Genomic DNA, 11,566 nt, shown 5'->3' on the forward strand with positions numbered 1-11,566 from the left:
CGCATCAAAGGTCAAATTGAAATATGGTATGACTGATAGATTTTCTCTATCAAAACGGAGGTTGCAGCCCCGCCGGCTCGAGCGCGCGGGCTGCTGCCAGCGCGGCGCGGGCCATCGGCCCCAAGGGATCGCGGTTCACCACCACCAGCCCCACGCGCCGCGCTTCTTCCGGCGCGTCGAAGGGCAGGAACCGCGCCCATTCCACCCCCGCCATCAACCGCGCATAGCCATCGGGCACGATTGTCGCGAAAGCGCCCGAACGAACCATGTCGAACAGCGCGAAGTGGCTGTCCGCCGTCGCGCGCGGGGCGACCGCAAGCCCCCGCGCCGCCAGCCGCTCATCGAGAATCCGGCGGTACTGCATGCCCTGATGGAGCAGGCACAAGGTCTGCGCGCAGGCTTCGTTCCAGCTGACGGCCTCGTGCGCATCGAACCCGCCGCCGCGCGCGACCAGAAACATGTAGCGCTCGGCATAGAGCGGCACCGATAGGACGTTTGCGGGCGGTTCGTGGTCAAGATAGGTCAGCCCCGCATCGACTTCGAACGCATGCAGCCCATGCTCGATCGCGCGCGACGTAGCCGAGCGGACCGACAGCGTGATACCCGGATTCTGCGCCAGCAACGCCTCGCCCAACAGGCCGACGAGCGGCAGCGCGGCTGGAATCGCGGCCAGCCCGAACTCGCCCCGCAGCGGCGCGGCGGTGGCGGCGACCGCGCTCGCCATGCCGCTCACGGCGCCGAGGATCTGCTCGGCCCATGGCAGCATCGCCTCGCCATGTTCGGTCAGCCCGATAAACCTGCGGTCGCGCTCGACCAGCCGCCGCCCGAACTCGGCTTCCAGCGCGGTGAGGCCCGCCGAGAGCGTCGGCTGCGAGATGCCGCAGGCCGCCGCCGCCTTGGCGAAATGCCGCTCGCGCGCGAGCGTGACGAAATAACGCAAGTGGCGCAGCTGCATGGACGGGCGGCCTCCTCTGAAAGGAACCGCCTATCACACTCGGCGTACAGGCGTCAGCCAGCAGACTTCGTCATGTAGTCCTGATACCACGCCACGAACGCCGCCACGCCTTCCTTCACCGTGGTCGCCGGCTTGTAGCCCAGCTCGCGCTCGAGGTCGGAGACATCGGCGAAGGTATCCGGCACGTCGCCCGCCTGCAGCGGCAGCAGGTTGCGGATCGCCTTCTTGCCCAGCGCCTCTTCCAGCGCCTCGATATATTCGGTCAGCTTGACCGGGCTGTTGTTGCCGATGTTGTAGATCCGGTAGGGCGCGTTGCTCGTCGCGGGGTCGGGCCGGTGCGCATCCCAATCGGGGTTCGGCTGTGCGGGGTTGTCGCAGGCGCGGATCACGCCTTCGACGATATCGGTGACGAAGGTGAAATCGCGCGTGTGGTTGCCGTAGTTGAACACGTCGATCGGCTTGCCCGCGATGATGTTCTTCGCGAAGAGGAACAGCGCCATGTCCGGGCGGCCCCACGGACCGTAGACGGTGAAGAAGCGCAGGCCCGTCGTCGGCAGGCGGTAGAGATGGCTGTAGCTGTGCGCCATCAGCTCGTTCGCCTTCTTGGTCGCGGCGTAGAACTGCAGCGGGTGATCGACGCCGACATGCTCGCTGAACGGCATCGCCTGGTTGGCGCCGTAGACGCTGCTGGTCGAGGCATAGACCAGATGCTCGACCCCGCCATGGCGGCAGGCTTCGAGAATGTTGGTGAAGCCGATGATGTTGCTTTCGACGTAGGCGTGCGGGTTCTCTATGGAATAGCGCACCCCGGCCTGCGCGGCGAGATTGATCACCCGGCGGATGTCGTTGTCGGCAAACGTGCGCTCCACCGCCGCGCGGTCGGCCAGATTGGCGCGGACGAAGGTGTAGGACGCGTTGGTGCGCCGCGCGGTCTCCTCGAGAATCGAGAGGCGCGCTTCCTTGATCGCGGGGTCGTAGTAGTCGTTGACGACATCGAGCCCGACCACGTCGTCCCCGCGTTCGAGCAGGGTCTTGGCGGTGTGGAAGCCGATGAAGCCGGCATTGCCGGTTACGAGGATTGCCATGTCAGTCTCCGGCGCGCGCGTATTCAGACCAGAGCCTAGAGGCTCCAGTAGCGGATGTCTTCACGCAGGTCGTGCGGCGCAAGCACGGACTTCACGTCGATCAGCACACCGCCCGGCGCCACCATGCGCTGGATCGCGTCGACGCCCAGCGCCGCATAATGATCATGCGAGACCGCGTAGATGAGGAGGTCGAGCCCGGTGAAGTCGTCGATCGGCGAAAGCGCGATGCCGAATTCGTGCTGTGTCGCCTCCGGGTGCGCCAGCGGATCGTGGACCAGCGGCGCAATGCCGAATTCGCACAGTTCGCGGTAGATATCATCCACCTTCGAATTGCGGATATCCGGCACGTTTTCCTTGAAGGTGAGGCCGAGGATGCCGATCCGCGCGTCCTTCAGCGGGTGGCCGGATGCCGCGAGCATCTTCACCCCGCGCCGCGCGATATAGCTGCCCATGCTGTCGTTGATGCGGCGCCCCGAAAGGATCACTTCGGGGTGATAGCCCATCTGCTCGGCCTTGGCGGTAAGGTAATAGGGATCGACGCCGATGCAGTGTCCGCCGACAAGACCGGGGTAGAACTTGAGGAAGTTCCACTTGGTTCCCGCCGCCGCGAGCACTTCCTTGGTGCGGATGCCGACGAGGTCGCAGATCTTCGAGATCTCGTTCATCAGCGCGATGTTGATGTCGCGCTGGGTATTTTCGATCACCTTGGCGGCTTCGGCCACCTTGATCGACGAGGCGCGGTGGATGCCGGCGTGGATCACCGAGCCGTAAAGCTGGGCCAGTGTCTCGAGCGTCTCGGCGTCCTGCCCGGCGACGACCTTGACGATGGCTTCCAGCGGATGCGCCTTGTCGCCCGGATTGATGCGTTCGGGGCTGTAGCCGAGCTTGAAGCCCTCGCCGCTCTTGAGACCCGAGGCCGCCTCGATCACCGGCGCGCAGACTTCCTCGGTCGCGCCGGGATAGACGGTGCTTTCGAACACGATGATCGTTCCGGGGGCGATGATCTTGCCGATGGCGGCGCAGGAGGCGGTGATGTTGGAGAAATCGGGGCGGCGGCTTTCGTCGACCGGGGTGGGCAAGGTCACGATGAGGATGCTGCAGCCCCGCAGATCCTCGATCGACGAGGTGATCGCGAGCGTGGAAGCCTTGAGGTCCTCGTGCGAAATCTCGTGGGTATAGTCATGCCCGGCGCGCAGCGTGGAGACGCGGTGCTCGCTGACATCGAAGCCCACCACATCGTGCTTGCGCGCGAACGAGACCGCGAGCGGCAGGCCGACATAGCCAAGCCCGATCACACCGATTTTGCCGAACGCCTTCATAATGGAAAAGCCTGCCTCACAAACCTGGTCATGCGGACGCTGCACCATCCGGCTGACGACCGATGCGGGGCGCAAAGCCCCTTTGTTTCGTGTCCGCTGGTAGCACTGGTTAAGTGAAAAAATTCCAAAGGCCGGGCGCCCCGACAGCAAATGAGCACTGCCCAGTTTCCAGATGTGAAATGACCCGACCTATTTTCGGGGCAGTCAGGCCAGCTCAACTCGGCTAGGGGCAAGTCTCTGATTCCCTTTCCCCGAATTGCCCGACGGAGTGCCCCATGACCCAAGCCGCGATAATCCCTGACCGCGAGGCCGCAGGTAGCCCCGAAGGCGTGCGCACCGACTGGTCACGGGAAGAGATCGCGGCATTGTTCGACCTGCCGTTTACCGAACTCGTTTTCCGCGCCGCCGAAGTGCATCGCCGACACCACCGGCCGGATGAAGTCCAGCTCTGCACGCTGCTCTCGATCAAGACCGGCGGCTGCCCGGAAGACTGCGGCTATTGCGCGCAATCGGTGAAGGCGGACAGCGGGGTCAAGGCGACCAGGCTGATGGACGTTCAGGCCGTGCTGCAATCGGCCGCGCAGGCGCGCGATGCCGGCTCCAAGCGCTTCTGCATGGGCGCGGCGTGGCGCAACCCCAAGGACCGCGACATGCCCGCGATCATTGCGATGGTGAAGGGCGTGCGCGCGATGGGCATGGAAACCTGCATGACGCTGGGCATGCTGAGCGAGAGCCAGGCCGCGCAGCTCGCCGAGGCGGGGCTCGACTACTATAACCACAACATCGATACCTCGCCCGAACGCTATGGCGAGATCATCACTACGCGCACCTTCGAGGAGCGCATCGATACGCTCTCCCGCGTGCGCGAGGCGGGGATCAACGTCTGCTCGGGCGGGATCGTCGGCATGGGCGAGACGCGCAGCGACCGGGTCGGCTTCATCCATGCGCTGGCGACGCTGGAGCGCCATCCGGAAAGCGTGCCGGTGAACGCGCTGGTGCCGATCAAGGGCACCGTGCTGGGCGACATGCTGGCCGATACCCCGCTTGCCAAGATCGATGACATCGAGTTCGTTCGCACGGTCGCTGTCGCCCGGATCACCATGCCGCGTTCGATGGTGCGGCTCTCGGCGGGGCGCGAGTCGATGTCGGAGGCGACGCAGGCGCTGAGCTTCATGGCGGGGGCGAACTCGATCTTCACCGGCGACCGGCTGCTCACCGCCGCCAACGCGGGCGACGATGCCGATGCCGCGCTCTTCGCCCGGCTGGGGCTCAAGCCGATGGAAGCGGAGGAGCCCATGCGCGCGGAAAAGGCTAGGGCTTGCGGGCGGTAGCCTATGGATATCTGGCAAGCCCACCGCGCCGATCTGGACAGCCTTGCGGCGCGCGGACGGCGGCGGCAGCTGATCCTGCGGCGGGGGCGGGATTTCTCCTCGAACGACTACCTCGGCATGTCGGGGGCGCCGCGCCTTGCGCGCGCGGTGGAAGCGGCCATCGCGCGCGGGGTGCCGATGGGCTCGGGCGGATCGCGGCTGCTGCGCGGCAATGATCCCGAGCATGAGGCGCTGGAGGCGGAGGCCGCGCGGTTCTTCGGCTGCGAAAGCACGCTGTTCCTCTCGTCAGGCTATGCCGCCAATGTCGCGCTGCTGGCGACCCTGCCGCAGCGCGGGGACCTCGTCGTCTACGATGCGCTGATCCATGCCTCGATGCACGAGGGGCTGGCGCTGACGCGGGCCGACAAGGCCATGGCGGCCCACAACAACGTCCAGAGTTTCGCCGATGCAATCACCGCTTGGCGCACCGCAGGCGGCAGGGGCCGGGCGTGGCTGGCCTTCGAAAGCCTCTATTCGATGGACGGCGACCGCGCACCGCTGGCGGACCTTGCGGCGCTGGCGGAGCGGCACGAAGCGGTGATGCTGATCGACGAGGCCCACGCCACCGGCGTGTTCGGGCCGGACGGACGCGGTCTGGCTGCCGCGCTCGACGGGCGGGCGGATACCGTCGTGCTGCGCACCTGCGGCAAGGCGCTGGGCTGTGAGGGGGCGCTGATCTGCGGCCCTTCCGTCGTGCGCGATTTCCTCGTCAACCGCGCCCGTCCTTTCATCTTCTCGACCGCCCCCTCACCCCTCATGGCCGCCGCCGTGCGCGAGGCGCTGCGCATGCTGGTCGATGAACCCGAGCGCCGCACGGGCCTTATGGCACTGGCTGCCCATGCCGAGGCGGTGCTGGCTCCACTCGGCGCGACCGTGACCGGCACGCAGATCATGCCCCTCATCCTCGGTGATGAAGCACGCACCATGGGCGTGGCCGCGCAGCTGCAGGAGGCGGGTTTCGACGTGCGCGGCATCCGCCCGCCGACGGTTCCCACAGGCTCCAGCCGCCTGCGCATCTCGCTGACACAAAACGTTATCCTGGAGGATATTGACGCGCTGGCCGCCGCCTTGGCAAAGGCGCTGGCATGAGTGCGTTTGTTGTGACCGGAACCGATACCGGCATTGGCAAGACGGTGTTTTCAGCCGCTCTGACGGGAGCGCTGGGCGCCCATTACTGGAAACCGGTGCAATCCGGCCTCGATGACGGGGCCGACAAGGACAGCGTGGCGACGCTGGCCGGGTTGCCTGCCGAGCGGATCATTCCCGAGGCCTATCGCCTGACCGAACCACTCTCTCCGCACCGCGCGGCGGAACTCGACGGCGTCGCGATCGATCCCGACGTGCTGCTCCTGCCCGAAGCGCGGCCGCTGGTGGTGGAAGGCGCGGGCGGCGCGCTCGTGCCGCTGACGCGCGAAGTGACCTACGCAGATGTCTTCGCCGAATGGGGCCTGCTGACGATCGTGGTCGCGCGCACCACGCTGGGCACGATCAACCACAGCCTGCTCACCATCGAGGCGCTGCGCGCCCGCCGCGTGCCGATCCACGGTGTGGCCTTCGTGGGCGAGGCGAACGAGGACAACGAGGCGACGATCTGCGAGATGGGCAAGGTCCACCGCCTCGGCCGCCTGCCGGTGCTGCCCGCGCTGACGCCGCAGACGCTGGCCGACGCCTTTGCACACGGCTTCAACCTAGACGACTTTTCGTGAGCGGCTCGTCCGTCTGGCACCCGTTCACCCAGCATGGTCTGGGCGATCCGGTGCCGCTCGTCACCCACGCGCAAGGCGCCGCGCTCTACACGGCGGACGGGCGCCGGGTGATCGACGCGATCTCCTCGTGGTGGGTGACCACGCACGGCCACTGCCATCCCCGCATCGTCGAGGCGATCCGCGCACAGGCGGGGGCGCTGGACCAGTTGATCTTTGCCGGCTGGACCCATGCACCCGCCGAACGCGTCGCCGTCGGACTGCGGGCGATGATGCCCGACGAGCTCACCCGCGTTTTCTTCTCGGACAGCGGCTCGACCTCGGTCGAAGTCGCGCTGAAGATGGCGCTGGGCTACTGGGCGCATACCGGACGGCCGCGCGGGCGCATCCTCGTGCTCGAACACAGCTATCATGGCGATACCATCGGCGCGATGTCGGTGGGCGAGCGCGGGGTATTCAACGCGCCCTATGCGCCGCTGCTGTTCGATGTCGGCACGATTCCCTTTCCGGTGGGTGACGGCGCCAACACCCTCGAAGCATTGGAAGCCGCCTGCTGCGAGGCGCCTGCCGCGTTCATCGTCGAACCCTTGGTACTCGGCGCTGGCGGCATGCTGATGTACCCGCCCGCGCTGCTCGCCGCGATGGCGGAGGTCTGCCGTCGCCACGAGGTGCTGCTGATCGCCGACGAAGTCATGACCGGCTGGGGGCGCACCGGCACGCTGCTCGCCTGCGAACAGGCGGGCGTGGTGCCCGACATCCTGTGCATCGCCAAGGGCCTGACCGGCGGCTCGATGCCGCTGGCGGTGACAATGGCACGCGAGGAGATCTTCATGGCACACTGGTCGACCGACCGCGCCAGGATGTTCTTCCACTCGTCGAGCTACACCGCCAACCCCATCGCCTGTGCCGCCGCCGCCGCCAATATCGCGATCTGGCAGGAAGAGCCGGTGCTGGAGCGGCTGGCAGACCTCGGCTCGCGCCAGCAGGCCTTGCTGGACCGGCTCGCCATGCTCCCCGGCGTCGCCGCCACACGCCGCTGCGGCACGATTGCCGCGCTCGATCTGGAGGTGCCGGACGGCGGCTACATGTCCTCGCTCGCGCCGCGCCTGCTCACGCTGTTCCGTGAGGCCGACGTGCTGCTGCGTCCGCTCGGCAACACGATCTACGTGATGCCGCCCTACTGCATCGACGACGCCGATCTCACGCGGATCGGCGACGTGATCGAGACGGGCGTCCGCGCGGTCTTTTCCTAAGGACAAACCCCCAAGCGTTCGGCGAGACTGGCGCAACACACAAAAATGGCCGCTTAAGCGTCTCCGCTGGGAGCGCATTAAGGCGCCTTCGGCACCCTTGTCGCGTCCCCTGTTCGGAGAGCGTGCCATGGTCCGCCGTGCCCTTATCGATCCCCTTCGCCAGACTGCCAGCCAGGTTCGCCCGGCTTTGCGCATTGCCGTGCTGGTGGCGATGCTCGCTGCTTGCGGCCCGGCGCACCTCAGGCATACCGCGGAAGTCACCTCGCCCATCGGCACCGCGCAAGCCGCGGGGACAGCGGAACCGGCGAAGCTCCCGCCGATGGTGCTCGGCGTGCAGACGCATTTCAGTCAGGGCTGGACGCCGTCCACGCTGGCGCAGGCGCAGCAGGTCGGCGCGCCGATGCTGCGCGATTCGCTGCCCTGGGCCGAAACCGAGAAGGTGCGCGGCAGTTACAGCCTGAACACCCCCGCCGCGCAGACGCTGGCAGCGGCCTGTGCGGGCGGGCAGCGTCTGCTGCTCACCGCCGTGCCGTCCAATCCGCTCTATGATGGCGGCGGGTGGGTATCGAGCGCAGCGGGCAACGCCGCGTTCGCCGCCTATCTCGCCGCGCTGGCGGACCGCTTTGGGCCATGCCTTGCCGCCGTCGAAGTCGGCAACGAGATCAACGGTTCGGGCACCTTGGTCTACCCCGCAGGGGTGGACCGCGCCGCCGCTTATGTCGCGACCTTGAAAGCCGTCCGCGCGCGCCTTGGTGGCCGCACGGCGATCCTCGGCGGTTCGACCAACATGATCGGTACCGGCTTCCTCCGGACGCTGTTCGCCGCAGGCATGCTCACCACCGTCGATGGCATTGCCGTGCACCCCTATCGCCTGCGCGCCGAGGGGCTCGATGTGGAGCTGGCGCAGCTCAACGCGGCGATGGACGCAGCGGGCAAGCGCGTGCCGGTCTGGGCGAGCGAGTTCAGCGTCGACACCCGCAACCAGCCCGTCGCCGCGGGCGAGCTGGTCAAGCAGGCGACGATGCTCGCCGCGCATGGCGCCGCGCAGGCGAGCTGGTATGCGCTGATCGACCAGCGCTGGTTCCCGAACATGGGACTCTATGCCGGCAATGCCCCCAAGGCGCAGGCAGGCGCCTTCCGGCTGATGCAGCAACTCCTGGCGCGCGGGCGGCCGCAGCGGCTCGATCTCGGCGATCCGCTGCTCTTTGCCTATCGGTTTGGCGCCGATACCACCGTGGTCTGGGGCGCCCCGCGCGCGCTGACCGTGCAAGGCGGGCAAGTGCGCGATGCGACCGGCGCGCCCGCAACGAGCTTCAGCGTCAGCGAAAGGCCGCTGGTGATCACCGGAACCACCGCGATCCGCTATGGCACTTCGACATGGATCGCCGATACGCTGATGGGCTGGGGCAGCCCGCAGTGGCGCTATGCCACGCGGCTCAAGGCCGAGGCAGGCTACCGCCTGCCGCTGTTCGACGACCAGTTCACCAGCTACTTCGGCGACCGCTGGTACCGCCCGCTACGGATCAACACCACCTCCGCCGCGCCGGGCGGCACTGCCGCCGCCCCCATCCGCGCGGTCTGGCGCTATGTCGCACCGGGCGCGCAGGCCGTCGACATCGGCGGCTGCTTCGCCAAGGCGGCTTCGGGCGACGGGGTGGACCTGACCGTTACCGCCGCAGGCAAAGTGCTGTGGCGCGGTGTGCTGACGGGCCAGCTGCAACTGCCCTCGCTCAGCGCGAACCTCGCTGCGGGCGATGCCGTGGAACTGGTCGCGGGGCCGAACCAGACGGCTGGGGGCGATTCGTTCAACCTCAGGCTGGTGCTGTTCCAGCGCGGCGCGGGCGAACCGGTGGCGTGCCCGGAATGATCAGGGTGCGGCAAGCGGTGGCAGGCGGCGCGCGGTGAGGATCTTTACCGGCGCTTCCAGCATCTGCCCGCGCATCGATCCCTCGCCGAGGGTTTGCGAGATAGGCGATTCCCAGATCTTGCGCACCACATCCATCCCCGCCGTCACTTTGCCGAACACGGCATAGCCCGCTTGGGCCTCGGGATCGGCGGACGCGGGATTGGCATCGAGGCTGGTCAGGTCCGACAGCATGATCGAGAAATCGGCCGTTGCGGTGCCCGGCGCATTGCGCGCCATCGAGATCGCGCCGGCCACGTGGCTGAGCCCGGTCTGGCTCGTCGGCTCGTGCGCGATGGGCGGAAACAGGCGGCGCGGATCGCGCAGGCCGCCTTGCAGCAGGCCATTGGGCTGATCGCCCCAGTTGAGGTGCATCGCGCGGTAGAAGCTGATCCCGTCGAACCGCTTGCTATCGACATAATGCAGAAAGTTGGCGGTGCTGATCGGGGCATGCGCACCATCGAGCGCGAGTTCGATCACCCCCAGCTCGGTCGTCAGCCCCACGCGTTCCACGGCAGCGAGCGGAGGGGGGGGAGGCGGCGGTGCGGGCACAACCATGCGCTTTCCGGGTGCGGCGGCAACCAGCAAAAACGCGAGCGGAAGCGCGGCAAGGACGAATCGGCGGTTCAGCATACCCCGCCATTAACCTTCAAGGCGCGCGGCGAAGCAAGGATTCCCGCCAGCAACAGTCCGGAATGGCGTGAATGCCCCCTCCGGTGCCGTTCGTAGCGCGCCTTGGCGCGAATCTAACGGCCTTGCCGCCAGATGGAGCCACCCCACGACACCCCGGTCCGTCAGCCCGTCCCCCCCGGCTGGCGGACCACTCCGACGCCAAGAACGGAAGGACCCACCATGTTCAAGACTGCCAAGACCCTTGCCCTCGGGCTCTTCGTTGCCGCCGCGATGGCTGGCCCTGCGCACGCCCAGTCGGCCGACTGGATTCGCCAGGTCACCCGCACCATCGCCGCCAAGCAGACCTACCCCAAGGCCGCGCAGGCGCGCGGCGAAGAAGGTACGGCCAAGGTGAAGATCTATGTCGCGGCTTCCGGCGCGGTGGAACGCGCGGAACTGGTTTCGGCCTCGGGCTCGACCGCGCTCGACCGCGAGGCGCTGGCCCTGCCGAGCCGCACCGGCTCGGTGCCGCCGCCGCCGGGCGGTGCGACCACGGTGACCGTGCCGATCACCTGGAAGCTGCTGTGATCCACTTGCTTTCGAGCTGACGACCGGAGCCATCTGGCCCTCGGCCGAGGAAGGGGCGGAGCAATCCGTCCCTTCTTTTTTGCGTTCAGCCGATGAGATCGGCCGCCGGCTCGCCTTCGCCGAAGAAAGTCTTGAGCGCCGCGAGCCCGCGGTGGATGTTGACCTTGATCAGCGCTTCGGATTGCCCGGTCATCGCGGCGGCTTCGCGCACCGAGAAGCCCTGCAGCTTGACCAGCCGGATCGCATCGGCTTGCGGGCGGCGCAGGCGATCGAACAGGCGGCCCATCACGATGCCGCTGAGCGATGCGCTTTCATGGCTGGCAACGCCGTGCAGGCCTTCGTCCAGTTCCTCGGTGCGGTTGCGCCCGGCGCTGCGCAGGCTGTCGACACCCTTGAAGCGGGCAATCGCGGCGAGCCAGGGCAGGAAGGGGCGGCCCGGTTCGAACGTGGCGCGCTTGAGGTGCAGCGCGGTGAGCGCTTCCTGCACGGCATCGTCGACCATCTCGGGAGAAAGGCGGCGGGCAAAGTAGCGGCGGAGCCAGCGGCCTGCTTCTTCCAGCAGGCGGCGATAGGCAGCCGCATCACCGGCGAGACTGGCGGCCATGGCGGCTTCCCAATCGTAGCCGGCGCTCTTGCGCGGGCTGGTTGCGGCGCGCCGGGCGATCTCCAGTTGGCTTGCCATGCTTTCCTCCTTTGCCATTCGATGCACCAACAGTGCCCGAGGGTTGCGTCCGTCAATGTGGTGTAATTTCGGCGGTGGCCTTGGGTCATCGTCAGG

11 protein-coding genes are annotated in these 11,566 nt (G+C 67.4%); 6 read left to right on the top strand and 5 right to left on the bottom strand.

What is annotated here, in order from left to right:
* Positions 1-49 precede the first annotated feature (49 nt).
* Genes IP83_RS09105 through IP83_RS09115 form a run of 3 tightly spaced genes read right to left on the bottom strand, consistent with a single transcriptional unit; the run spans position 50 to position 3,359 of the window.
* Positions 50-955 (bottom strand): LysR family transcriptional regulator, encoded by a 906-nt coding sequence (locus IP83_RS09105; RefSeq protein WP_054121902.1) that lies wholly within the window; start codon positions 953-955, stop codon positions 50-52.
* A gap of 53 nt (positions 956-1,008) precedes the next feature.
* Positions 1,009-2,040: an NAD-dependent epimerase gene (locus IP83_RS09110; protein WP_054121903.1), complete on the bottom strand. Its 1,032-nt coding sequence runs from the start codon at positions 2,038-2,040 to the stop codon at positions 1,009-1,011.
* A 35-nt stretch (positions 2,041-2,075) separates the two neighbouring features.
* Positions 2,076-3,359 carry a nucleotide sugar dehydrogenase gene (locus IP83_RS09115; protein WP_054121904.1) on the bottom strand — a complete coding sequence of 428 codons (1,284 nt, stop codon included), beginning with the start codon at positions 3,357-3,359 and terminating at the stop codon, positions 2,076-2,078.
* A gap of 275 nt (positions 3,360-3,634) precedes the next feature.
* On the opposite strand from IP83_RS09115, the gene bioB reads away from it, so the two are divergent.
* From bioB to IP83_RS09140, 5 genes are all read left to right on the top strand, one after another.
* The gene (gene bioB, locus IP83_RS09120) at positions 3,635-4,690 is read left to right on the top strand and encodes a biotin synthase BioB (RefSeq protein ID WP_054121905.1); all 1,056 of its coding nucleotides are present in this window, start codon (positions 3,635-3,637) and stop codon (positions 4,688-4,690) included.
* 3 nt (positions 4,691-4,693) lie between these two features.
* The gene (locus IP83_RS09125) at positions 4,694-5,818 is read left to right on the top strand and encodes an 8-amino-7-oxononanoate synthase (RefSeq protein ID WP_054121906.1); all 1,125 of its coding nucleotides are present in this window, start codon (positions 4,694-4,696) and stop codon (positions 5,816-5,818) included.
* Entirely contained in the window at positions 5,815-6,435 is a 621-nt protein-coding gene (gene bioD / locus IP83_RS20880) for a dethiobiotin synthase (RefSeq protein WP_054121907.1), read from the top strand. Before IP83_RS09125 ends, bioD begins: the two co-directional genes overlap by 4 nt.
* Entirely contained in the window at positions 6,432-7,685 is a 1,254-nt protein-coding gene (locus tag IP83_RS09135; RefSeq protein WP_054121908.1) for an adenosylmethionine--8-amino-7-oxononanoate transaminase, read from the top strand. Before bioD ends, IP83_RS09135 begins: the two co-directional genes overlap by 4 nt.
* 127 nt (positions 7,686-7,812) lie before the next feature.
* The gene (locus IP83_RS09140) at positions 7,813-9,552 is read left to right on the top strand and encodes a hypothetical protein (protein WP_054121909.1); all 1,740 of its coding nucleotides are present in this window, start codon (positions 7,813-7,815) and stop codon (positions 9,550-9,552) included.
* Here the strand turns inward: IP83_RS09140 and IP83_RS09145 are convergent, their stop codons facing one another.
* A complete protein-coding gene (locus IP83_RS09145) occupies positions 9,553-10,221 on the bottom strand; it encodes a peptidylprolyl isomerase (RefSeq protein ID WP_054121910.1) in 669 nt (222 codons plus the stop codon).
* 219 nt (positions 10,222-10,440) lie between these two features.
* Here IP83_RS09145 and IP83_RS09150 point away from each other — a divergent pair, with 219 nt between their 5' ends.
* A complete protein-coding gene (locus IP83_RS09150) occupies positions 10,441-10,788 on the top strand; it encodes an energy transducer TonB (protein WP_054121911.1) in 348 nt (115 codons plus the stop codon).
* Between the two features lie 85 nt (positions 10,789-10,873).
* Here the strand turns inward: IP83_RS09150 and IP83_RS09155 are convergent, their stop codons facing one another.
* Complete coding sequence (locus IP83_RS09155) at positions 10,874-11,470, bottom strand: sigma-70 family RNA polymerase sigma factor (protein WP_369817013.1); 597 nt, start codon at positions 11,468-11,470, stop codon at positions 10,874-10,876.
* Positions 11,471-11,566: the final 96 nt, after the last annotated feature.

It is taken from the genome of Novosphingobium sp. AAP93 (assembly GCF_001296055.1).
Taxonomy (GTDB): domain Bacteria; phylum Pseudomonadota; class Alphaproteobacteria; order Sphingomonadales; family Sphingomonadaceae; genus Novosphingobium.

Bases quoted from the DNA above. Each gene is read 5' to 3' on its own strand.
- IP83_RS09140 (WP_054121909.1), top strand. From the start codon at position 7,813: ATGGTCCGCCGTGCCCTTATCGATCCCCTTCGCCAGACTGCCAGCCAG.
- IP83_RS09145 (WP_054121910.1), bottom strand. From the start codon at position 10,221: ATGCTGAACCGCCGATTCGTCCTTGCCGCGCTTCCGCTCGCGTTTTTG.
- IP83_RS09105 (WP_054121902.1), bottom strand. From the start codon at position 955: ATGCAGCTGCGCCACTTGCGTTATTTCGTCACGCTCGCGCGCGAGCGG.
- IP83_RS09125 (WP_054121906.1), top strand. From the start codon at position 4,694: ATGGATATCTGGCAAGCCCACCGCGCCGATCTGGACAGCCTTGCGGCG.
- IP83_RS09110 (WP_054121903.1), bottom strand. From the start codon at position 2,040: ATGGCAATCCTCGTAACCGGCAATGCCGGCTTCATCGGCTTCCACACC.
- IP83_RS09115 (WP_054121904.1), bottom strand. From the start codon at position 3,359: ATGAAGGCGTTCGGCAAAATCGGTGTGATCGGGCTTGGCTATGTCGGC.
- bioB (WP_054121905.1), top strand. From the start codon at position 3,635: ATGACCCAAGCCGCGATAATCCCTGACCGCGAGGCCGCAGGTAGCCCC.
- IP83_RS09150 (WP_054121911.1), top strand. From the start codon at position 10,441: ATGTTCAAGACTGCCAAGACCCTTGCCCTCGGGCTCTTCGTTGCCGCC.
- bioD (WP_054121907.1), top strand. From the start codon at position 5,815: ATGAGTGCGTTTGTTGTGACCGGAACCGATACCGGCATTGGCAAGACG.
- IP83_RS09155 (WP_369817013.1), bottom strand. From the start codon at position 11,470: ATGGCAAGCCAACTGGAGATCGCCCGGCGCGCCGCAACCAGCCCGCGC.